Genomic DNA, 25620 nt, shown 5'->3' on the forward strand with positions numbered 1-25620 from the left:
CGATGTTTGACTGTTTATCTTATCATTACTGTGGTTGGCACAACAAAGTACAAACCTTATCTTGGAAGTTACGGCCGTTTTTACCATGCATTACACCCTGATTAATGATGGCAAAACACAGGTCGTGCCCATTAGCGGCCTTACAATAACCGGCCAAACTACTGATACCCGTAACCGTACCTGTCTTAGCATATACATTACCATGAGTAAAACTGCCATGCATACGTTTCTTCAAAGTACCATCTACACCTGCTATTGGCAAAGCTGGATGTAAATGCAGATAAATGTTATTATTATTGAAGGCATAACGCAAGAGCTTTATTTCTAGTTCTGCCGACACATAATTGTATAAAGAAAGTCCACTACCATCAGCAAACTTATAGCGAGACGGATCCAGACCTACTTTCTGTATTAATTTCTTTTCTACCCAACGAGCGCTCTTAGCAGAAGCGGGTCTATTACCTGTACTGGCTGCCATCTGGTAAAAAAGACACTCAGCATAAAGATTATCGCTTTCCTTAAGCATACGCATTAATATCTGATCGATAGAGTGGCTACGAGTAGAAATGGTATAAGCTTCTGATGGACAAGTCTTATTACTATAGGTATAGTAAGAACAAACGATACTATCCTCATGAATCTTACTCATAAATCGATCCATAAACTGATCTTTGCGTCCAAGTAATAGAGGGGTAAGTACAGGATTATCATCATCCCAACACCAACCTTCACCAAATTTATTACTATCTTTAAGCGATACATCAGCATAAATATGGCCACGAATAGTATCTATACCCATCTCTCGAAGACTCGACACCATCGCTTTCATATCATCATTATTAAATCGGGGATCCATACCACCTACACAATATAGATCGCCATTAAGACAATGATTATCAATAGTACCGGTATATTTCAATTGTGTCTTAAACTGGAACGAGCCTCCCAGACGATCGATAGCTGCAATAGCAGTAATTACCTTCATTGTACTCGCCGGACGAAGGAGCTGACGCTCATTGTGCTTATAGATACAACTGTCCGCAGTAAGATCCCATACCATAAGACCCAACTGTGACGTATCAAACATACTATGCTGTAGTAAATGATCTAATTGTCGCTGAACAGATTCTGGCCAAGGTAAACGGATGCTATCTACGGCAAGAGTATCTGTAAAGAGAGTATCTGCAACAAGCGTATCGTCATCGTCAATCACCTCTTCGGTCTGCGCCCAAACCTGACAATTAAAAATACAAAGTAAGCATAATACCCAGAATCCTTTCTTACTCAATCTTTTCAATTCTTTCATTTCTTTTTTCTCTTCTGAAGTTCGGCTAAGAAAGCCTGATCATCTTCCGGCTGAAAACTCGCCATATTACCCTCACCATACTCAATAAGAATAAAGTGAGAAAGACGAAATGCTGTCGGAAGGATACATACTTTTTTAATTTCAGGCACCGGGATGTTCACATTTCTTGAAAATCGCCCCTTATCAACAATAAGAAACTCGGTTTCTTCATCACGATCAATCGGCTTTACCCGCTTAAAGGTATAAGTCGTATGGAGAACACGCTCTATCATACCCACAACTATAATCATCAGAAACAAACCGACAAGAGCCTGTTTCTGCCAAAAAAACCAAAAAGCCAACAAAACAAATACAGTTATGCCACTTTTGGCAGCTATGGTAAATCGCTGATGAAATAGTCTATCCACAGTTAAGAAATCATTATATGCATTGGTGTCAATTTTTTAGCAAACCGACACATCCATTTGCAAAATTACAAAAAAAATACTTTTCGTGTGTGCTTTCTGCTGATAAATTCGTACTTTTGCAACTAGTTTAACAAACAACCATTATAATTTAATCATGGTTTATAAATATGATTTCCTCATTATCGGCTCAGGTATTGCCGGAATGAGTTATGCCTTAAAGGTTGCGAAAGCACATAAAGGCAAAATATGTATGATATGTAAAACCTCATTGGAAGAAGCGAATACTTCCTTTGCACAAGGCGGTGTAGCATCAGTGACCAACCTTGAGGTCGACAATTTTGAGAAACATATCCACGACACAATGGTAGCTGGTGACTTCATCAGCGACAAAGAAGCAGTAAAACAGGTTGTAGAAAAAGCTCCTTCACAAATTAAGGAACTCGTAGACTGGGGAACTAACTTCGACAAAATGCAGGACGGCCGCTATGACCTCCATCGCGAAGGTGGACACTCTGAGTTCCGCATCCTACATCATGCAGATGATACAGGTGCCGAAATACAGAGAGCCCTCATGGAAGCTGTCCGTACTAACCCTGACATTGAAATCAAGGAAAACCATTTCGCCGTAGAAATTATTACGCAACACCATTTGGGAGCGCGTGTTACTCGTCGCACTCCTTATATCAATTGTTACGGTGCTTACGTTCTCAATCCTGAGACCGAGAAAGTTGACACATACCTAAGTAAGGTAACAGTGATGTGTACCGGTGGATGTGGTGCTGTATATCAGACCACAACCAATCCTGTAATTGCCACAGGCGATGGTGAAGCTATGGTATATCGCGCTAAGGGTACCGTGAAGGATATGGAGTTCGTACAGTTCCACCCTACTTCATTATATCATCCTGGCGAAACCCACCCAGCCTTCCTTATCACAGAAGCTATGCGTGGCTATGGTGGTATTCTGAAGCTACCTAATGGCGAAACTTTCATGGAAAAATATGATAAGCGATTGAGTTTGGCTCCACGCGATATCGTAGCTCGTGCCATTGATAAGGAGATGAAGATTCACGGTCTCGATCACGTTTGCTTGGATGTTACTCATAAAGATCCAGAAACGACCAAACATCACTTCCCAAATATCTATACCAAATGTCTTAGCATCGGTATAGACATTACCAAGGAAATGATTCCTGTTCGCCCTGCTGCACATTACATGTGTGGTGGTATCAAGGTAGACTTGAACGGATGTTCAAGTATCAACGGTCTCTATGCTTTGGGCGAATGTTCTTGTACAGGTCTACATGGTGGAAACCGATTGGCAAGTAATTCTCTCATCGAAGCTGTAGTGTATGCAGATGCTGCTGCTAAACATAGTATCGAGCACGTAAATGACTACGACTTTAATGAGAAGGTACCTGAATGGAATGACGAGGGTACATTGACTAATGAGGAAAAGGTTCTGATTACCCAAAGTATAAAAGAGGTAGGACAGATTATGAGTAACTACGTCGGCATCGTACGTAGTGACCTCCGACTGAAACGTGCTTGGGATCGTCTCGACTTGCTTTATGAAGAGACCGAGAACCTATTTAAGCGTGTCAAAGTAAGCAAAGAACTTTGTGAGCTTCGTAACATGATTAATACAGGTTACCTTATTACCCGCATGGCTATCGAACGAAAGGAGAGCCGAGGTTTGCACTATACTGTAGACTACCCTGCTCACGCATACGACAAAAAATAATTGAGAAACTTACATATTTTAACGGCTGACTTACCTTTGCGTAAGTCAGCCGTTAATTCTTTGTTTTACCTTACACTCTTATAAGAGCACTTGAGCTAAGCGTCTGCAAAAGTCTTACCATCTTCAAGAGTGACTTTCAACTTATTATATTCACAGTGAAAATCATTCTTTAGGCGATCGAGGTATCGGGCACACTCCCACTTGCACATAGGTAAATCGTGCAACAAATAATTACCACAAGTATCAGGAGTTGTAGCAGGCACCTCTGTCTGGGTGAGAATCCACTCCAGACACTCTATGGTCAGTTCACGCATATCATATACAGAATAAGTTCCTGTCATAATGATATACATACCCGTGAGACAACCCATCGGACCAACATATACCACATCATCTTTCACTCTTGAATTGCGAAACCAAGTTGCCATCAAGTGTTCGATGCTATGAATAGCCGCTGGAGCCACAGCTGGTTCCTTATTTGGTTCTGTTATGCGCAGGTCGAAAGTAGTGAAATTTCGATCTACTCGTGACACATAAATACCAGGCTTCAAGCAGGTATGATCAATCGTAAAACTTTGTATTACTTCCATAATTCTTATTATTTACAGTGCAAAGGTAATAAAAATAATCACATGATGCAATGTTTTAATAACTTTGATAAATATCAGTATTTTTTTCAAGGGACATCAAATATTTATTTGTAACTTTGCAGTAAAATAAACATCTATTTATTTGATATGATGAGAAAAAAATTAGTGGCTTTGGCTATGCTTTGTTTGTTCTCTATGCCAACAACAAGCATTGCTGCAGAGAGCCGTCAACCTGCTATTACCTTTCTAGGTGACCGTACAGTTATCTATCCTCAAGAGCTCAAACTTCATGACGAAGAGAGTCTACTTGACGTACTTTTAATGTTTCCCGAATTAATCTCTTCTGGATTCGAGGATAATCTACAGGTGTATCAGGCAGACGGTGCCTTATCCAACTACGAACTTCGCATCAATAATATCCCGATGACTGTAGATCAAAGACTTTTTCTTACACGTACAAAAGCCTCTGACTTTAAAGAGATAAGAATTTGTGATCATCCTGGTGTGGCTAAAGGTACATCAGGCTTTAAGCATGTTATCGACTTGGTTCCTGTCAAGTATAACAAGGGAGTAGAAGGTTCTATAGAAGTACAAGGGGGACAACATTCTTATTTTTCTCCTTCGATTACAACTAAGATAGGCACTCAAAATACGAATATTTTTGCTAATGCTAGTTATGGCTATCAGGATTTTAATCACATTACGCAACGCAAGACATATGCTGGTATTCACCTAAATTCTCAATTAAGAAACGGTGATATTCTCACTACTGCTCTCAATGGCTCGGTGAGCAACCAACATGCAACACCCCCTATAGAACCAGAAAGATATCAGAATGGTAATTATGTATTTGAAATTGATTATAGTCATGATTTCAATGAAAAGGGTACCAATCTGCTTCTGATAGCACAGAATATGTATAGTAGAGAGACCAGTCGATACCATTATAACTGCCCTGTAGCCGTAATCGAACTCAACACCCCTATCCTAACTCCGAATCTATGGATGATGCTCGGTTTTGAGGCTGATTTTCTCTTCGAAAATCACTTAGAACCCATTGCCGGTGACGGTAATGCTTGCCTGAATACTTTCTATTATAACTATTATATTCAGCTGGACTATAAGCTTGGCAAATTTGATTTTTGCTTGGGTGACCGATTTGTACATACTCATTACAACGCCCACCGATACTTGGCTTTAACTAGTGAAAACAAGGGATACAATCACTTTATTGCCAGTGCAGTATACCATTTCGACCAGAAAAATCAACTTCAGTTGGCATATTATCATAAATATACCATAATATCTGATTTCATTGGCGAAACTTACACTCGCAAACAGGCTGCATTGACAGGACTACCTCTGCCTGAATGGTCAGATACGGGCATCAACTTCTTCAAATTGGGTTATTCATATAGTTCGCATCCTTTCGTGTTTAACATGAATACCAACTATTTCAGATGGAAAGATACGGATTATGCTTCCGCGGATGTTTCTGTCACTTGGCGAAAGAACTTCGCTTCCATCAATACGGGAGCACATTATTACCATGGTGCCAACGGAAATAATTACGGCGTATTCCAAGTGAATCCTGCTTTATATTTACCTTCTAACTGGAAACTGGCAATACAGACGTTCTTCTTCACAAAGAACGCACCTCAACGTAATAATGACAATACCTGTGCCTATGGTAATCTTGAGATTCACAAGGTATTTCAAAAAAAGTGGGAACTACTTACACAATGGCACGATATTTTTTCAAGCCATTATAATGCTTTTCTGGCAGGCATACAATATCGATTCTGATAGACATATATATTTAATAATAAGGGGCGCTACCTCATTGTGAGATAGCGCCCCTTATTAATGTTAGCGTGTTAAACTAAACTTGATACTTAATCCAAAGTCTTGTGTAGTAGTAGGATAACTGCTACTGGTGAGTAATGGATTATTCGTTTGGCGATCATAATAGAAACTCATCGTAAGTAATCGACTTAAAGTATAGTCGGCACTAAAACTAAGTTTAAAGGCCGTATTACCACTGCTTGCCGTACTGGTAACTGTACGAATATCACGTGTGATAGATGCCTGATTACGATAGCTTACATCCAAACGAAGATTCAAGTTACGATTAGCCTGTCCCTTGGTGGTATTACCAGATGTACTCTTGCTGCTATTCGAGTTCGTAGTATTATTACCAGACTTGCTACGACTTTTTATCTTACGACTACCACCAAAAAGATTAAAGTCGTTAATCTTATAGCCCATACCAACTACCCAGTCTTTACTACTAGCCTGATTCAACTGAACACTGGTCATACTTAAACTCAATACACGAGTAGAACGATACTCCACCTTAGCCGTGAGGTTATTATTGAACGTCATATCCACACCCAGTAATGGTGAGAACGATTCACTAATACTTACTGTAGAGATATCATACATACTCTTAGGAGAAGGATCGCCTGTAGAACTGTTGATAACAAACCCCCAGCCATTCATGTACTCCTGATAATTGCTATAGCTATTATAACTACCCACTGTATAAACACTTCTATAGGCATGATTAATATTGACGCTCTTGAAATGATCTCTGAACCAAGGTAACTTACCTAATCCACTATATCGCATGGACCAGTTAGGTAATAGTTTTGCCAAGGTTGGGAAAATATTCAAAGAACCTCCACCATTAGCATAAGTCTTCAAGAATGCAGGTATCATGACATCAGCACTATATTTATCTACAGGTGTCTCCGTTGCACTGAATTCCTTACCTGCCAAAGTTGAACCTGCAGGGTATTGAGAACCCGTATACTGAGCTTCTACCATCTTTTGGAATGATTCCAATGAATTACAGAATTTCTCAAAACTCTTGCTATAGAAACCGTTATTGGCATCACCAATACCCTCGAAGGCACTTTTCAGCGAAATCGTGGTCATGGAGAAAGTTCCGCTTTCTGTGGTAGGTGTACTCGAATAAACATACTCCATACTTCTTGAACGCGTCTGAGTACGAGTAGCAGACAAATCTATCTTCAAGTTCTTAATCGGTTCGAGTGTCATGCGAATCTGCAAATCTTCAGAAGAACTAGATGTTGCTGGGGTTGCCATCGTGGTATCACTTAATAGCCAACCATGATCTCGAGCTTTAGTTATATAACTATCATCTACGAGACCGAAAGCAAAATCGAGCCCAGGAGAATAAACGCCTGAACCTTTCGTCTGGCCCAAGAAGTTACCGACATAAGGCATAAAACCTGGCAACGTAAGCGAATACTGATTACGATAACTTACATTGACATTGCGAACCATCATCATAACACGCGCAGCACTTTGAGCAAACTTATACCATTTCTCATCGTCGAGCGGAGTCTTAGGCGTTACGATAACTTTTACCTTCTGAGCTGAGTCTACCTTATTCTTAATGATAATCTTGTTCTTACCATCTTTTTTAAATTTCAATGGGAAAACTTTACCGTCCACAGTACGAGCTGTCACCATAAGACGATTAGAATTCTTGCCATGCTGCAGACTGATAACAGTATCAGGAAGAAGAGTTATTTCTTTTTCGAAACTTCTTCGATTCTGAGGAAGGGCTTTCTTCTGCTCTTTAAGTTTACGATCGGCCAGGAGCTTTTTCACAGCTTCATCACCATCTTTACCGGCAGCAATGGCTTCCTGACGTACCTTAACCTCCTCTTCTTTCAATTTCTTTTCTTCCGCTTTTCTCTTTTCACGCTCTTTCTTTTTCTGTTCCTCTTTCTGACGTAAACTTGCCGTACTGACATTCTTTTCAAAACGCTCGTTCGCCTTTTTCAAGAATGGTATATGGTTATACAACTTCACCATATTCATGGTAGAGTTTATTGTATAGGTACGATTCGTTGTTATCTTATTACCCGACCACACACTATCGCTCTGAGTACCTCGCTCCCAATTGTAATTAGAGGTATATGAACCATCCGCATTCAACCAGTCAAATACTGGAATCAAATTTAATGGAACTTGATACTGCAACTTAAAGTTCTGCTGATACGTAATAGGAGTACCCATACGCTTGATACTTTGCCATACCGAATCACGCCACACCTCATAATCATCTGGATAAAGGTCTTTGTTAACAGGACGGTCTGGTTCTTGAATTTCTGCATCCGTAGCACTCTGGAAATTCATGTGCAGGTTTTTAGTGAGATCCCAACGCAAAGAGAACTCACGGTTCCATCGGAAATCTGAGCTATACTGCAAAGGTAACTGGGCATTCTCTGTTGCATCTAAATCGCGCTCTTGTAACTCGTCATAAATACGAGTCATATCCGTATTGAAAGCTACATTTTGAGGCAACCAGTTGAGACCAAAACGTCGAAATATATCAAGCCACTTACTCTTATTTTTGAGCTTTTTGAAAGGCTCCCAAGCTTTATAAACTGGACTCCAGTTATAATTCACACTACCTTTCCAGTTATCTGTGGTCTGATAAACCGTTGTCTCACCTGATGTACGTGAGTGAGAATGTGCATACGAGAACGTAAAGTTAGCTGGATCATACGGCATCGGATGACGCTTCGTGCTAATACCAATACGGGCATTAGAAATAGCAAAGTTGGTATTGGTGGTTTTAGTGATGGCAATATCACGAAGACTATCCTTTGCAGCCTCATCAGCTAAGGCATCAAGTGCATCCTCCAGCTTCATATCCGTATCCAACGGATTATAACGTGGCGTTGAGGTTTCTTTGGTAACACTATAATAAAAAGGTATAGATACCTTTGCTTTATCAGGAAAGAACTTACCCAACTGCAAACTTGTTGTGAACGAGTAAGACGCATCTGAAGCTGTACTTCGCGAAGCAACGCCATCTTCAAGACCACCAAAGCCATCAGAAATATAAGTTCCACGAGCATTAACACTTCCTAAATCTGATAACTGAACATCGAGTTTACCATTAGCAGCCCAACCTCCGTCATTTGTATAATCAAGTACACGAAGTTCGTTAACCCAAACCTCACCACTCTTTACTGTACTTGAATTATTACGCACACCTATCATGATGGTCTTGATCTCACCCAAACTTGGATTACCCTTGATACTGACACGATTATTCGGATAATCAGTATCATACTCACTATACTCTACTGTATATGAGGCGGTACCTTGTGCCTTCTTAATATTTCGATTTTTCTTCAACTGAGTAAAGAGCGAAAGCGTAATATTCATCATATTATTTTCGGGCCACACAGCCTGACAATCAGCTAAAGAGTAACGACTGTACTGACGCGCCTCTGTCAAATCTAATGGTATCTCGTATTCATAATAGTTGTTACGATAATCACTTCCAAAACGAATGAAGACAGACATTTCCTTATCTTTCAAATTGGTAGTATTATTCTCAAAGGCATTGGCATGCGTAAACATCTGAATACGTTTGTATTCACGCAAGTCGAGATTGGTATTCTTATAAACAGCGTGTGCTTCTCCTGAAGCAAAATTATTTGCCTCTAACTGAAGTGAGCGCTCATCCTCTTGGGTTAGCTGGCTCTGCGTTGGGTCGGTACTACGGCTAATACCGGGTGGGAGAATATAGTTAACCGGCTCCTTGGTATTATTCTCTTCGATACTGACTGAACTCACATTCATAATACCTGATGAAGAGCTACTTAATGGCTGCTCATAAGAACGCCAGTCGCCACGCATAAGATAGAAGTTAGCCAAACGTAAAATGATAGGTTTTTCGAAATCTGACAAATAAACTCGCATAAAGCGAATATTTGAGAAGTCTGAGATACTGCCCACCTGAGTATATCCTGAAGAAAGAGGAATACGGAACTTATACCAAGTTACACTATCTCTGTCACCATTGCGCAATCGACTTGACACGGTATGCGTATCGACAATATACTGATTACTGCTGACAGACATTTTTGTAGGGTCGAGTGGCACCTTGTACTCATAATAGCGGTCGTTCTCATTCAGGGTATAATCCTGATTAATATCCTCAACATCAGGAGTAGTCTTGTATGATGTACTGTAACTCTCGGTATCATTATCACTATCAGGTGAATTGCCCTCTGGATTATTGATACGCTTATAACGATCAAGAATGGAGGTACGCTGCTGATCATAGTCAGAACCTCGGAAATAGTGATAATGGTCATTAGCAGGGTCTGGATAGATGACATTTTGGAAAACAGAGTCACTAACTACCCCCTTGACAGTATTGAGGTAATCTGCAAAAGTTTCTCGTTCTTCTTCATTCGTTAAACCATTAAAACCCACATCCTGCTTTGCACGACTTCCTGAGGAAGTAGCAAAAGAATAAGTAATGGTAGCATTCTTTGGTATCTTACCCCACTGGGTAGTTTCATAAGAACCTGTACCATCTACAGACATACCACTCTCGTAGAATTTCTGTCCATCCTTGAGCACATCCTCACTAATTTCACCTAAATCAAAATATAAATTACCCCCATAACTCAAATCATTCTCATGACCGATAAATGGGTCCATCATCCAAAACTCGATATACTCAATATTAGCAGATTCAAAGTCCGTAGTATTCAGTTTACGCATGAAACCACCCCAATGACTCTTTGGATCATCTGCCAATGTACCATCCTGATTTAATAAGGTACTAAAATTATATGGTCCACGCTCTTGTGGGTAATAAGCAATATTAAACAAGTTAAGCGTCGTAGATTCACCATTATACGAACTAACTTCCTTATTTGGGAAGAGCTCGTTAACATACCAGGCACGACAATATGGATTGCTCAACTGATCAAGATCACTCTTGATATGAGAAGGTGTGAGCGAACTACTGGTACGTGTAAACAGGTTATCAATATTATACCAAGCTATTTGACTACGCTTATACCCACTGCTCAAAGAGGTTTTATCACTGTAACCCCAACCATGATTTCCGTTGTCATAAGGAGTACTAGACAACATCCAGGCTACTGGTGAATTTAAATCTATACCATTGGTTGAATTCTCGAAGTCATCAATATAAGATGCATTATCTTGAGTACCACTTACCTGACCTGCAATAAGTTGAGCAAACTCACCCGTAAACGAAATCTTTGAAGGCTGGGTAACATGCAAGAATGGTATCTTATTCAACATATCAGTAAGCCACTGACTTTCCTTGTTCCAATTAATATTTATACCCCATAAAGTATTGTTGAGCGGCTCTGAGCCCATAGTAACCTTAGAAGTAAGTGCCTGTTCAGATAAATGCTGAATAGTACCGCTCATTTGAAGACTCTTAGAGAAATCATATTCCCAGTTTAAGCCAAACATCGTTTTCCGAATTTGACCATAATCGGTATTACTGGCAAAGGATACATTCACATTGGTACCAGCATCTATAATACTTTGATTAAGAATAGTAACTTCACCTGCACTATAATCGATACTATAGTCAGAACCCTCTGTAAGAGTAACACCACCAGCAGTAACTATCACACTTCCCTGTGGAACATTTACTGCTCCCAACGAGATGACATTTGCAGAGGTACCACGGAAAGAACCCGTAAGAATGTACTTATCCTTCTCTGCATTCTGCATGGCTATCGTCTTAGTAGCATCATACAAATCACTGAAGTTATACTTTTCTGCAACAGCTGCTGAAACACCCTTACTTATCAAGAATGCCTTCATGTCATCACCAAAAGGTTCTACTCGAGGCAAAAAAACACGACCATTACTTACAGTATAACCCTCAATATAGTCGAAAGCACCATTACTGCGTACCTTATTGTTATTATCCAAGCGATCAGCACCTACGGCCTTGATTAAGGTATAATCCTTCACCTGCGATTCTGGAATATAACTCAAATAGACACCGGTAGTATCGCTCTGATACTTAATATTCAACTTAAAATTACTCTTTTCGACAGAAGAAGCTAGATAATATACATTCTTCATCATCAATTTCCAGTTTCTCTGTGAAGGAGAATTAGTAGAATTTTTCAATGATTTTACCAAAAGAGCATCACTGGCGTTAGTCTTCTCACTGGCAAACTCACCTACCTGATAAGTCTGTCCTCCATAAGTAAATGAATAAGCTACAGCCAGAACTTGGTCGGTCTGCAATCCGGATTTCAAAGAAACAAATCCTAAATAAGGATTATAGCTATATTCTGAGGATGACAATAGACGAGCACTTTCCAGTTTCTCAAAATCAACGCCACTTACCATATTCATTCCCTCCAAAGTGGAAGTAGCTTGTCCGATATCACGTACACCACTCATTGTACTCAAAGTAGCATACTCATCATTTGCGGTATTGGAAGGCAAACTCCAACTTGAAGAATCTGCAGACAAAGGTCTATCACCCAAACCCGTCAAAGCGACAATATTACGCGTATTGGAAGTAGTACCTGTCTTATTGGTTACCCAAATTTCAATTTTAGTAATATTGATTCCCGTAGAAATATTTGGGAGGCGTGACATAGCTTGATTGTAAATGCCTCTGAAATAGTGAGATAAGAAGAAATGGCGATTTTCTTCATAGTTAGCTGCATCTATCTCGAACGGAGTAGTCTGCACACCACCTTTTGAACTAACACTTTTATTATTCGATTTTTTCTGTGATCCAACCATCTGCAGTTTTAATTTACCAAACTGCATATCTGTACGCAAACCGAAAAGACTGCTGGCACTGGAAATCAGCGAAGAATTAGACGGGAAACTAACATTACCCGCTTCTACAAGTTTGATGATTTCATCCTCCTTGCCATCATATTTCAACTTCATATTCTGTGCATCGAAGTCGAACGTAGCATCGGTGTTGTAATTCAAGTTCATATTAACCTTATCACCAATCTTACCATTGACACTCAAATTAATTTTCTCATCAAAATCAATCTGGGTAGTATGACGATTGTTAACAGGAAGTGAAGGGTTATCCACATCCTTGATGGTTGCACCCATTTTCAATTCGGCAGTACCTTGCGTACGGACACGGACTCCCCCAGGACCAAAAATTTTCTCAGCTGGCCCCAAATCGAAGTGCATATCACTGAAATCGAACTTATCCTTACCTTTACGTTGGAAAATGTCGTCATTCTTTGAACGGTAGAAGCGAAGACGAGCTTCTGTCTCACTCCACTTGAGATACTCTTCAGGAGTCATCACTATCGGAGTTGTTATCCATGTATTTCCTATTTTATTACCTATAATATAACGATTAATCGTATCATTATAGACCACCTCATATTTCAGATTATCAGGACGACGCAAATCTGTTGCATTCTGAGACAAATCGGCTGTTGTTATCGGCTGAATTCGCTGAATCTGCCAACGCGGATGCAACAGAGAATCAGGAATCGAATCCTCATAAACCAATATCGGCTGGGCTTTTACACCAATAACTTTCTTTTTCTCGTCTTCTTTCTGTTGTTGCTTATTTCTTTGCCTATTATTCTGGAGTATAGGCATAGCTATCGTATAACTAATAGCTGCCACCATCAGTAATACAATACTCAGAAGTCTACTAAGCTTCAGTTTATCCATGCCTATACAACACCAAAACTACTTGATTTGCTTAAGCGCTAGCTTAACCACCTGCTCTACCGGCATATCTGGGCTATCTGTCAAGATTGCAGTAACCACCTTAGCACTAGGCGCTGGCGAAAAACCTAACATCGTCAAAGCAGCAACCGCTTCATCTTTGACGTCATTATTGATTATCGCAGTTGCATGACCTGCATTAGAAGGTAATTCGGTAGCTATACCCAAACTGATAATTTTATCTTTCAAATCAACGATAATACGCTGAGCCGTCTTAAGACCAATACCCTTAACACTCTTCAGCATCTTATCATTACCTGAAGAAATAACCGTACAAAGCTCTACTGGTGAGAGTGAAGATAAAATCATACGAGCTGTATTTGCTCCAACGCCAGATACTGTAATCAGTAAACGATACAACTCACGTTCTTGTTTTGTAAAGAAACCATATAAAGTGAAAGAATCATCACGCCCCCCTGCTACTAAAGCCTCGTGAACATATAATTTCACATCTTTTTTACCTTGAATAGCCGAGTACGTATTCAATGATATATTTAAAGCATAACCGACACCGGCGGCTTCTACAACAGCCAAAGCAGGAGTCAGTTCTGTTAATTCTCCTTTGATATATTCAATCATATTTGCAAATATTTTCGCGCGTCTACATAGTATAACGATTAAAGATGAAGTATATTGCATGATATTACAAGTATTCACAAATACACAGTATATACTAACAATCTGTAAGTTGTTCAATATTTTTAGAAAAAAAAGGCTTCTATTTAACGCTATTTGATAATTAATCATTACTTTTGTTGCCAAAGAAATAGATAAGTCAAACTAAAACAACGTTTTTTATATGAAAAAAATCAGAGCTGCCGTTGTAGGTTACGGCAATATCGGACACTACAGTATTGAAGCACTTGAAGCCGCTAAGGATTTCGAAATCGCAGGTGTTGTTCGTCGTCAAGGTGACAAAGATAAACCAGCGGAATTGGCTGCTTACCCTGTAGTAGATGATATTACAAAATTGGACAATGTAGATGTAGCTATTTTGGCCCTCCCTACACGTTCTTGCCCAGAACAAGCTGCTAAAATCGTAGAATTAGGTATTAATACTGTTGACAGTTTCGATATCCATACTTCTATTCTAGACTACCGCACTAAGCAAATGGAGAACAACAAGAAAACTAACACTGTAAGTGTTATTGCTGCCGGTTGGGATCCAGGATCAGACTCTGTAGTACGTGTTCTCCTTGAAGCACTAGCACCAAAGGGACTAAGCTATACCAACTTTGGTCCAGGTATGTCTATGGGTCACTCTGTATGCGTTCGCAGTAAGGAAGGTGTTAAGAATGCTCTCTCTGTAACAATTCCTTTGGGCGAGGGTATCCACCGCCGTATGGTATATGTTGAACTGGAAGAGGGTGCTAAACTAGAGGATGTAACAGCTGCTATCAAGGCAGACCCTTATTTTGCACATGATGAGACCCACGTATTCGCTGTAGAAAGCGTTGACGATGTTCGCGATATGGGTCACGGTGTAAACCTCATTCGTAAGGGTGTCAGCGGTAAAACACAGAACCAACGTTTCGAATTCAATATGAGTATCAACAACCCTGCACTTACTGCACAAGTTCTTGTATGCGTAGCTCGTGCAACTACTCGTTTGCAGCCAGGTTGCTATACTATGCCTGAGATTCCTGTAATCGACTTACTCCCAGGCTCTCGTGAAGAAATCGTTGCTACATTGGTATAAGCGAAATCTTACCTTATTAAATAAAAATCCGCAGGCTTCACTTTGAAGTCTGCGGATTTTTATTTAATTTCTCATTGATTTCATCAAGACTGATCTTCTTACGACCTTTTACCCGATCAAATCCCTGACCATACACACCTATAACTGCGCTTTGAGCTACAAAAGCATTCGGATCTATCTCATCTATCAAATCAAAGATAAATCTCGACTCACTCCGCTTAGCAATACAGAAAATGACCTTAATATCCTTCTTTGACCAAAAGCCATTACCATTCAATGTAGAACAACCACGATCTGCAATTTTATTAATTGCCTCACCTATTTCTTGATACTTATCAGAAATGATAAAAAACTGTACACTCTGCCGCAAAGAGTTGACAATATGGTCAACACAATAAGAGATGATAAATAATAGGACATAACCATAAAGTACCTTCTCCCAATCTCTCAACACCACATAACTGGATGTGATTATGGTCAAATCGCAAAAAAGAATGATATGGCCTAAAGACACATCACGATATTTGTGAACCATTGCGGCTATCACATCCGAACCACCAGTGCTACCACCAGCAGAAAGACCAAGACCAACACTGATACCCATAAATACTCCGCCTACCAGACAAGCCATAAATTTTTGATCGGCTAACAGATGAAGTTGAGGATCCATGAGCGACTGAAATATTGAGGAGCCTACAGTAAATATGACAACACCATAGATTGTTTTCGCACAAAAACGCCATCCTAAAACCTTCAAGGCCATCACAATCAAAATGGCATTTAGTATAAAATACGTATTCTGTACTGGAATACCAGTTCCCCAATAAATAATAGAAGCAACACCCATGATGCCCCCCATCGGAATATGATTAGGCAGTAAAAAAAGGTTAAGACCAACTACTCCAATCAACATAGCTATCGTAATTATCAAATAATCACGAATAGCACGATAGATACTTTCTTTTCTTCTCGCTTCCATTGCATAATTTTTGTTATGCAAAATTACAAAAAACATGCAAATAAACAAAAATTAACTCTCTTTTCTTCGCAAAGTTATTACATTTATCTCAGGCCAAGCACCAAAACGAAACGGAACGGTTCCCCCTATTCCCAATGAAACATAAAGCATACTACCACCTTCAGTATATTTACCTCCCCACTCATTATATGCCCATTTTGCTGGTGAAAACTTACCAATTTTTACCTGACCTGCATGAGTATGTCCACTCAGCGTTAGAGCAATATCTGTTTGATGCAACACACCACGACGCCAATGGCTAGGATCATGGCTCAATAAAATTTTGAATGTTCCTTTTTCCAATCCTTCCATTGCACGTTTCAAATCGCCATAATTAGGAAAAGGCGGACGTGAAATATTCTCTACACCTATTAAATAAATAGCAGACTTTCTTTGACCCTCACCCCGAGAAATTGTCACATTCTGATTATTAAGTAATTTCCAACCTATTTTTTCTTCCATATACTGCAGAATATTCTGGTTACGAATAATATTCCCAACACTCTTATCCTCACCATACTCGCAATAATCATGATTTCCCATAACCGAAAAAATGCCATCAGTAGCATGCATTTTGTTCAATGTCTTCATGAAAGGAATAACCTCATTAGCAGATACATTCACTAAATCACCCGTAAAAACTATTATATCCGGTTTCTGCGCATTTACACAGTCTACCAAACGATGAATAAATTTCTGATTTTGAAGAAAAGTTCCAATATGAATATCAGACAACTGAAGTACCCGATATCCATCAAAAGCTTTTGGTAGTAATGGCGAAAAGCATTCGGCCCTTCTCACTACTATCCTTCGCCACCCAAAAATAAAACCATAGACAACCAATAGTAGCAGAAATAATACTGACATCATTGCTATGCCAACTCCCCATATCAACCAAACTAACAAAAAGCACATCCCAGGAAAGCCTATTAATAAAAAACTTCCAACAATGAGACGCATAAATGTATTATGACGCAGTTTTATCTTCATGTAATTCTATTTAGGCAATAGCAAATATAGCAATTTTCTAATAAAACACATCGTACTACGTTAAACTTTTGCAATTTTAAAACGTCTCTAATACAAAAGTTTAGAAAAAGCAAGTATATTTGCACCCATAAAATTATTTAAGGTAAAAATACAATTTATGAAAAAAATCAAAGCTTTGACTGCCACTTGCGTAGTTGCTATGGCTACTATTTTTGTAAGTGCTATGCCTACAGACGGCATCATGACCAAAGAAGGTAAAACAACTATTGTTAATACACAATTACTAGGTAAAAAGGTACGTGGATTCCGCGGAGCTACTCCTCTGAAAATCTATATTGAAAAAAATAAAGTAATAAAAATTGAAGCTCTTAAAAATCAAGAGACTCCAAAATATATGGCTATGGCAAAGAAACTATTAGCCAATTATGAAGGTAAAACTGTTAAGAAAGCTGCCAAAATGGAAGTAGATGGTGTTTCTGGTGCAACTTTTACAAGTAAATCACTTAAGAAAAATGTACAATTAGGCTTGGAATATTATCAGAAAAATAAATAATTTCCATCACTACTATTATATTTATGAAAGGGATTTCCACATGGAAATCCCTTTTTGTTTCTATTCACTTTCTGCTATTTACTTTAAATTTATTTTGCACTCTCCTCTTTTTGAAGTATCTTTGCAACGTTATACGTAGAAACATTTAATGGATAAGAACAAATATAGGCTTTTAAATCAGATCAAATATCCTTCAGACCTTCGCAAGCTGACAATAGAACAGCTTCCTCAGGTTTGTCAGGAACTCCGTGAAGATATTATCGAAGAAGTGTCTGCTAACCCCGGACATTTTGCATCTTCTCTTGGAGTTGTTGAGATAACTGTTGCCTTACATTATGTATTCAATACTCCTGAAGATCGCATTGTATGGGATGTCGGTCATCAGGCTTATGGCCATAAAATCCTTACAGGAAGACGAGAAAAATTCAAGACCAACAGACAGCTTCATGGAATTTGTCCATTCCCTACACCCTTTGAAAGCGAATATGATACATTTACTTGTGGCCACGCATCCAACTCCATATCAGCAGCTCTTGGTATGGCCGTGGCAGCAAAACAGACAGGTAAATCTAATCGTCATGTTGTTGCTGTCATCGGTGATGGCTCTATGAGCGGAGGACTGGCTTTTGAAGGTCTTAACAATGCGTCTTCTACTCCTAACGACATGCTCATCATTTTGAATGATAATGATATGAGTATTGACCGTGCCGTGGGAGGTATGGAAAAATATCTGCTTAATCTAGATACCAATGAAACCTATAATCGCTTACGCTTTAAAGCCAGCCAATGGTTACATGCCAAAGGATATTTAAATGAAGACAGACGTAAAGGAATTATAAGACTCAACAATGCTCTAAAGAGTGCACTTGCTCATCAACAAAATATCTTTGAGGGCATGAATATCCGATACTTTGGACCTTTTGACGGCCATAACATCGAAGAGGTGGTAAGAGTACTTCAGCAAATCAAAGATATGAAAGGGCCAAAGCTCCTCCATCTTCATACTGTTAAGGGTAAAGGATATAAACCTGCCGAGAAATCGGCTACAATATGGCATGCTCCTGGAAAATTTGATCCTAAGACAGGGAAACGAATTCTAGAAGATGATTCGAATACCCCTCCTAAATATCAGATAGTTTTCGGTGAAACCTTATTGGAACTTGCTCAAAAGAATGCAAAGATTGTCGGTGTAACACCGGCTATGCCTACAGGATGCTCTATGAATATCATGCAAAAAGAAATGCCTGATCGCGTGTTCGATGTCGGCATTGCAGAGGGACATGCTGTAACCTTCTCTGGAGGTATGGCCAAAGATGGTTTGCAACCTTTCTGCAATATCTACAGTGCATTTAGCCAACGAGCATATGATAATGTCATTCATGATCTCGCTATACTGAAACTCCCTGTAGTACTTTGTTTAGATCGCGCCGGGTTAGTAGGTCAAGACGGTCCTACCCATCATGGTATATTCGATATTGCTGCGCTTCGCTCCGTACCTAATATTACCATTGCTTCACCTATGGATGAGCATGAACTGCGCAGACTGATGTACACAGCTCAACTACCTAACCAAGGCACCTTTGTTATCAGATATCCTAGAGGGAACAGTGAACACCTTGACTGGAAATGTCCTCTAGAGGAAATCAAGATAGGTACAGGTCGAATCATCCACGATGGTAATGATGTGGCCGTTATTACTTTAGGCCCTATCGGAAACGATGTGGAAAAAGTGATTCAGGAAATTGAATCTGACGAAGAAACCAAAAATATTTCTGTAGCTCATTATGACATCCGATTCGTGAAACCACTCGATAATAATCTGCTAACAGAAATCGGTAAAAAATTTAAACGTATCATCACCATTGAAGACGGTGTAAGAGATGGAGGCATGGGAAGTGCTATATTGGAATGGATGGATGATCATCATTTCACTCCTGAAATCATCAGAATGGGTTTACCAACAGACCATTTCGTAGAACATGGAACGATAGATGAACTACGCAAACTGGTCGGATTAGACAATACAAGCATTAAGCAAGCAATTATACAATGAAAATTATTATAGCTGGCGCTTATGCCATCGGTATACACCTCGCAAAACTATTATCCCGCAACAATGAGGATATTACATTGATGGACGAGGACTTGGATAGATTAAGTCATATCAATGATGAATATGACTTACTGACCATGGAGGCCAATCCAAGCTCTATCGAAGCCATGAAAGAAGCTGGTGTAGAACATGCAGACTTATACATCGGTGTGACACCTGACGAAGCTCTGAACCTAAACTGCTGTATCATGGCAAAGGCTCTCGGAGCCAAAAAAACGGTTGCAAAGATTGACAACCCTGAATTTACTGATCCAAAACTACAGGCTTTCTTTGATAATTTAGGTGTAAGTTCTCTGATTTATCCAGAAATGCTTGCGGCTATAGATATCAACAATGGTCTGAAAATGAGCTGGGTACGCCAACGATGGGATGTACACGATGGTGCCCTGGTAATGCTTGTCATCAAACTTCGTGAAGAATGTGAGATTCTGAACGAGCCACTCAAAAACATCTGTGGTCCAAATGATCCTTTCCATATTGTTGCTATCAAACGACAAGGTGAAACTATTATTCCTGGCGGTAATGATGAACTAAAGCTCTTCGATATGGCTTACTTCATGACTACCAAGAACTATATTCCTTATATCCGTACTATCGTTGGCAAAGAACACTATGCTGATGTGAAGAATGTCATGGTGATGGGAGCTGGCCAAACTGCTGTAAGAGCCATCAAGACGATGCCAAACTATATGGGGGTAAAAATTATTGAAATCGACAATCAAAGATGTCAGGAACTCAACAATATTCTTGACGACAATGTATTGGTAATCAATGGAGATGGTCGAGATGTTCCTCTTCTTATCGAAGAAGGGATCAAAAATACTCAAGCCTTTGTGGCACTAACAGGTAATGCTGAGACCAATATCTTAGCATGTCTTACTGCGAAACGTCTTGGTGTGCGAAAAACGGTTGCTATGGTAGAAAATACAGACTATGTAGCCATGGCAGAAAATTTGGATATCGGTACCATTATCAACCGTAAAACTATCGCTGCAAGCCGCATCTACCAGATGATGTTAGATGCAGACGTTATGAATGTAAGATTTTTAGACTCTGCAAATGCTGATGTGGCCGAGTTTATCGTTCAGGAAGGCGCTAAAGTAACCAAACACCCTGTTAAAGATTTAGGAATGCCGGTAGGCGTTACTATCGGTGGCCTAGTACGCCAAGGTGAGGGTATGCTCGTTTCGGGTAATACACAGATTATGCCAGGAGACTCTGTCATGGTATTTTGTCATAATATCAATATGAAGAAGATCGAAAAATATTTCATTTCATGATCAACTGGAAAATTATATATAAGGTCATAGGACAGTTGCTTTTTCTAGAAGCAACCTTAATGTTCTACTGCACGATCTTATCCTTTTGCTATCGTGAAGACGACTCTCTTGCTTTTGTTGTTTCTACGATTACTACAGTATTAGCAGGATTTATCCTAAAGATTTTAGGCAGAAAAGAAGCATCCAACAACTTATCAAGAAGAGAGGCTTATCTAGTTGTGGCTCTTACTTGGGTTGTTTTTAGTCTTTTTGGCACCCTACCATTTATGATTAGTGGTTACATTGCTAATTTTACAGATGCTTATTTCGAGACGATGTCTGGATTTACTACAACAGGAGCAACCATCATTGACTCCGTAGAGATACTACCACATGGTCTGCTATTCTGGCGGTCGCTAAGTCAATGGATAGGAGGTTTAGGTATTGTTTTCTTCACCATAGCCTTACTCCCTTCACTTGTGGGAGGAAACGTAAGAATCTTTGCTGCAGAAGCTACGGGACCGATTAAATCAAAATTGCATCCTCGACTATCTACCAGTGCTAAATGGATTTGGTTAGTCTACATTATCTTGACCATCGGATGCACATTAGGCTATTACATCGGCGGAATGAATGTTTTCGACAGTATCAATTACGCCATGACAACAACAGCTACCGGTGGTTTTGCTACTCATGACACCAGTATTGAATTTTTCAATTCTAAGACTATAGAGTACGTCTGTATCATATTCACGTTCTTATCAGGAACAAACTTTACCTTACTCTACTTTTCTCTTTCTAAGTTGAGATTCAAGGAACTATGGAAAAATTCAGAATTCAGACTATATTTATTCTCTATCCTGTTTTTTTCAACATTCATTGCGGTAGAACTAATTATTAGAAATCATTATCATCTTGAATATGCTATACGTTGTGGACTTTTCCAAGTGGTGTCATTTATGACAACAACAGGTCTATTCAACGATAATGCAGGTACATGGCCGCATGTTACCTGGATAGCTCTAGCCGTATGTATGTTCTTAGGTGGATCTTCCGGAAGTACTGCCGGTGGCTTCAAGAGCATTCGTGGTGTCATGATACTCAAGATTATCCGCAACGAATTCAAGCAAAAACTCCATCCTAATGCCGTACTACCACTAAAAGTTGATGGAACAAATGTTCCCAATCAAAAACGCGTAACGTTATTAGCCTATCTGGCAACTTATATTATTCTTTTCATGATATCATCCTTTGTAATGACAGCTGCGGGTATCGACTATGTGAACTCCACAACTATTACATTGAGTGCTATTGGCAATGTGGGACCTTCGCTTGGAATGCCTATTGGACCAACCATGAGTTGGAGCAGCCTACCAGACTTTGCAAAATGGATATGCTCACTCATGATGCTTGTAGGACGTCTAGAAATATTCACCGTATTGGTTATTTTCACACCACAATTCTGGAGAGGTCGCTAAAAAAGAAAACCTAAATAAAATATACGAAATGAAACCATTAAAATTTTCTCCCCTTTTGAAATCAACCCTTTGGGGTGGTGACAAAATCATTCCCTTCAAACACCTTGACTGTAATCAAAAAGACGTTGGTGAAAGTTGGGAAATTTCAGGTGTCAAGGATAACGAATCTATCGTTTCTGCTGGGGAATATCAAGGAGTAAAACTCAACGATGTTGTTGCCCAATTAAAAGACAAATTATTGGGCAAAGAAAATTATGCTCGCTTTGGCAATGAATTTCCACTTTTAATTAAATTTATCGATGCTCGTCAACAGCTATCCATTCAAGTTCATCCTTCTGACGAAATTGCAAAGCGCCAAGGCAAGGAACGTGGAAAAACAGAGATGTGGTACATTATGGATGGTGAACCTGACGCAAAACTGAGAAGTGGTCTGAAAAATAAGATTACTCCAGAGGAATATAAGGAAATGGTAGATAACGACACGATTACAGATGCTATCGCTGAGTATCAAGTGAAGGAAGGAGACTGTTTCTTTTTGCCTGCAGGACGCATTCACAGTATTGGTGCAGGATGCTTCTTAGCAGAAATACAGCAGACTAGTGATGTTACCTATCGTATCTATGACTTCAAACGTAAAGACAAAAATGGCAACTATCGTCAACTTCACACCCAACAAGCTGCAGAATGTATCGATTATCATGTAGAGAGCAATTACCGAACAGAATATACACCGGAGAAAAATAAAGGCGTAAATATGGTAAACTGTCCTTTCTTCACTACCTCTGTATATGATTTGGATGAGCCGATGACTCTTGATTATTCAGAACTTGACAGTTTTGTTATTCTTATAGGCATTAAGGGTGAAGGTATCCTAAAGGATAACGAAGGCAATGAGGTAACTCTGCGTGAAGGAGAATCAATTCTCTACCCTGCTACAACAGAAACGATTACTGTTAGCGGAACTATTAAATTCCTTGAAACTTATATCTAATTATAATAAGATGCAACAAAAAGTCGATTGGCCCATTGACCAGTCGACTTTTTATTTTATCAAGAGGTTTCTTCTATATATTTTGCCAAATCATTAACAATTTGTTTATATTGAGGAGCAAAAACAAAGCCTAAGTTTTTTTTCAACATGGCCTTTATCGGCAGCACACTATTCTCATAACACGTCATCTCTGTCTCCTTCTGTGCACTGTGTATGCTCTGCTCATCAATTTCTCGTAAACGCTGCTCCACCAAATGACTACATATTTTATTTAATAATGGAGAAGTAAACTTATCAAATAAATGATGACCTTGTATATAAAGATATGTATTTTCGGGCGAAACTCCCAAATTACGTAAACGCTCTTCCGTTAACTTCCACTGTCCTGCTACATCCGGATAATTTTGTTCTAAGACATGTACACGAGCACGGACTTTCTCCTCCAAACGATCTAAAAGACTCCATGGATTCTTGTTATGCAGATGCCTCATCTCTATTACACTATTAAAGTCTGACATCGTAAATGCATTGAAATAAGAGCTACAAGCCAACGAAATATTCCATACAAATAACGGATAGATAATTTTGGAAAAACGAGAAAAATAATCGACAAAATCAAAATCCAGTGAATCGTTAAGCGTTACTGCCACACACACATTATGAAGTGATGGAGCATAGCACTGAAAATTTTCTATCGCATAAACATAAGTATGAAAAATATAGGGACTATCTAGCATTTCTCGAGAAGACTGGGTATATCCCGATTTCAGATAATCATAGTCTGCATCAACACAAGCTATCATATCTTTACCTAATCCCTTTTTCATATTTGTAATCGCAGCTTTTTTGCCTCGCTCAAGCGTATTATCTCGAGTAGGAAGCATCACTTCAAAATATCGAGTTTCATCTTCAAACTGACTAAGAATAGTCCGCCAGAAATATACATCATCATAACTTTCTACATAGGCAACAATTCTCCGACGAGCTGACTTGGAAGTCAACTGATTAGCTGCCTCTATATACTTTGAAGTAATATTATCCACTAACCGACTGCCCATACGCAGAACCTCCACCTAATTAATTGTAATATCAGTTACTTCTGTCACCTTGTCTGCCCATCCGTTCATGACAACAGCCGGACTATGTGTAGTCATGATTAACTGCACATTCGGATTCAACTTCATAATCAACTCAATCAAACGTTTCTGCCACTCAAAATGAAGGCTTACCTCTGGCTCATCCATAAAAAGCACGTATGGCTTATTATCTTCAACCAAAACAGTTAACAAAATAGCTAACATCTGCTTTTCACCACTAGATAACTGATAAGGTTCCAAGAGTTCACCGAGTTGAGAGAATTTTATTTCATTCTCTGTACGAACAATTTTCTTGCCGGTTTCTTTAAACAAATCATCTATCATATCCTGGAAAAGCTTTTTCGGTGCACTTAAAGCCTGAGCTTGTTCTGCAGCATCCGGTTGTCCACTCTGTAATACTTGAATGATACGATTACCGATATTTACTTGATAATCCAGATACTTACGCTGTAACTGAAAAATCTGCCAATCCATCTCCGTCGCCATAGACAGATCTATCTTACTAATAGTTTCCAAATTTAATAAGGGACGATCAAACGAGCGAATCACATCATAACGAATCCATTTTGCATCAACAGGACTCACTTTAAGATGAACACCCTTAAGCATATGACTAGGAAACTCACCTCCATAACTTAAGCCCTTGATAACCTTAGTCAAAATAGTACTCTTACCGACACCATTTACTCCACTCAGAATATTTACCTGTCGATCAAGGTTCCACAAAATATGCTTCGTTCCACTCCAGAGCGAATCAATCTCAATTTGCTGTATGTAATCAGCGTACTTTAGCATAGTCTCTTTG

Annotated in this window: 17 protein-coding genes; 8 read left to right on the forward strand and 9 right to left on the reverse strand. The window is 39.3% G+C overall.

The genetic code is table 11. The features are described from left to right. Positions 1-25: 25 nt before the first annotated feature. Positions 26-1306: a D-alanyl-D-alanine carboxypeptidase/D-alanyl-D-alanine endopeptidase gene (gene dacB, locus L6471_RS11605; protein WP_094447916.1), complete on the reverse strand. Its 1281-nt coding sequence runs from the start codon at positions 1304-1306 to the stop codon at positions 26-28. Continuing rightward, positions 1303-1713: a PH domain-containing protein gene (locus tag L6471_RS11610; protein WP_006283027.1), complete on the reverse strand. Its 411-nt coding sequence runs from the start codon at positions 1711-1713 to the stop codon at positions 1303-1305. Before L6471_RS11610 ends, dacB begins: the two co-directional genes overlap by 4 nt. A 154-nt stretch (positions 1714-1867) precedes the next feature. Here L6471_RS11610 and nadB point away from each other — a divergent pair, with 154 nt between their 5' ends. Beyond that, positions 1868-3457 carry an L-aspartate oxidase gene (gene nadB / locus L6471_RS11615; protein ID WP_237797376.1) on the forward strand — a complete coding sequence of 530 codons (1590 nt, stop codon included), beginning with the start codon at positions 1868-1870 and terminating at the stop codon, positions 3455-3457. A 95-nt stretch (positions 3458-3552) separates the two neighbouring features. Here nadB and L6471_RS11620 read toward each other — a convergent pair whose 3' ends face one another. Further along, the gene (locus tag L6471_RS11620) at positions 3553-4047 is read right to left on the reverse strand and encodes an S-ribosylhomocysteine lyase (RefSeq protein ID WP_006283029.1); all 495 of its coding nucleotides are present in this window, start codon (positions 4045-4047) and stop codon (positions 3553-3555) included. Positions 4048-4194: 147 nt separating this feature from the next. On the opposite strand from L6471_RS11620, the gene L6471_RS11625 reads away from it, so the two are divergent. Next, on the forward strand, positions 4195-5853 hold the full coding sequence (locus tag L6471_RS11625) for an outer membrane beta-barrel family protein (protein WP_237797377.1): 1659 nt from the start codon (positions 4195-4197) through the stop codon (positions 5851-5853). 63 nt (positions 5854-5916) lie between these two features. Here L6471_RS11625 and sov read toward each other — a convergent pair whose 3' ends face one another. Then, positions 5917-13560, reverse strand: coding sequence for a T9SS outer membrane translocon Sov/SprA (sov, locus tag L6471_RS11630; RefSeq protein WP_237797378.1), 7644 nt, complete (start codon positions 13558-13560; stop codon positions 5917-5919). Positions 13561-13578: 18 nt separating this feature from the next. Then, on the reverse strand, positions 13579-14196 hold the full coding sequence (gene ruvA, locus L6471_RS11635) for a Holliday junction branch migration protein RuvA (protein ID WP_006283032.1): 618 nt from the start codon (positions 14194-14196) through the stop codon (positions 13579-13581). Between the two features lie 220 nt (positions 14197-14416). On the opposite strand from ruvA, the gene L6471_RS11640 reads away from it, so the two are divergent. Continuing rightward, positions 14417-15316, forward strand: coding sequence for a diaminopimelate dehydrogenase (locus L6471_RS11640; protein ID WP_006283033.1), 900 nt, complete (start codon positions 14417-14419; stop codon positions 15314-15316). Between the two features lie 37 nt (positions 15317-15353). On the opposite strand, the gene L6471_RS11645 is transcribed toward L6471_RS11640, so the two are convergent. Next, positions 15354-16295, reverse strand: coding sequence for a YitT family protein (locus tag L6471_RS11645; protein WP_006283034.1), 942 nt, complete (start codon positions 16293-16295; stop codon positions 15354-15356). A 51-nt stretch (positions 16296-16346) separates the two neighbouring features. Then, a complete protein-coding gene (locus L6471_RS11650; protein ID WP_231390740.1) occupies positions 16347-17204 on the reverse strand; it encodes a metallophosphoesterase in 858 nt (285 codons plus the stop codon). 277 nt (positions 17205-17481) lie between these two features. On the opposite strand from L6471_RS11650, the gene L6471_RS11655 reads away from it, so the two are divergent. The 5 genes from L6471_RS11655 to L6471_RS11675 all read left to right on the forward strand — a co-directional run bounded on the left by L6471_RS11655 (position 17482) and on the right by L6471_RS11675 (position 23718). Then, entirely contained in the window at positions 17482-17877 is a 396-nt protein-coding gene (locus tag L6471_RS11655) for an FMN-binding protein (RefSeq protein WP_027453566.1), read from the forward strand. A gap of 148 nt (positions 17878-18025) precedes the next feature. Beyond that, positions 18026-19930, forward strand: a complete 1905-nt coding sequence (gene dxs / locus L6471_RS11660) for a 1-deoxy-D-xylulose-5-phosphate synthase (protein WP_094447920.1) — start codon at positions 18026-18028, stop codon at positions 19928-19930. Beyond that, the gene (trkA, locus tag L6471_RS11665; RefSeq protein ID WP_027453568.1) at positions 19927-21270 is read left to right on the forward strand and encodes a Trk system potassium transporter TrkA; all 1344 of its coding nucleotides are present in this window, start codon (positions 19927-19929) and stop codon (positions 21268-21270) included. Before dxs ends, trkA begins: the two co-directional genes overlap by 4 nt. Continuing rightward, complete coding sequence (locus tag L6471_RS11670) at positions 21267-22727, forward strand: TrkH family potassium uptake protein (protein WP_094447921.1); 1461 nt, start codon at positions 21267-21269, stop codon at positions 22725-22727. Before trkA ends, L6471_RS11670 begins: the two co-directional genes overlap by 4 nt. 28 nt (positions 22728-22755) lie before the next feature. After that, a complete protein-coding gene (locus tag L6471_RS11675) occupies positions 22756-23718 on the forward strand; it encodes a type I phosphomannose isomerase catalytic subunit (protein WP_006283040.1) in 963 nt (320 codons plus the stop codon). A 59-nt stretch (positions 23719-23777) separates the two neighbouring features. Here the strand turns inward: L6471_RS11675 and L6471_RS11680 are convergent, their stop codons facing one another. Both L6471_RS11680 and L6471_RS11685 read right to left on the reverse strand, forming a co-directional pair. Then, on the reverse strand, positions 23778-24776 hold the full coding sequence (locus L6471_RS11680; protein WP_006283041.1) for a DUF4435 domain-containing protein: 999 nt from the start codon (positions 24774-24776) through the stop codon (positions 23778-23780). 15 nt (positions 24777-24791) lie between these two features. Beyond that, the gene (locus L6471_RS11685) at positions 24792-25610 is read right to left on the reverse strand and encodes an AAA family ATPase (protein WP_237797379.1); all 819 of its coding nucleotides are present in this window, start codon (positions 25608-25610) and stop codon (positions 24792-24794) included. Positions 25611-25620: the final 10 nt, after the last annotated feature.

Origin of the sequence: Segatella bryantii (genome assembly GCF_022024215.1) — a bacterium.
Taxonomy (GTDB): domain Bacteria; phylum Bacteroidota; class Bacteroidia; order Bacteroidales; family Bacteroidaceae; genus Prevotella; species Prevotella bryantii.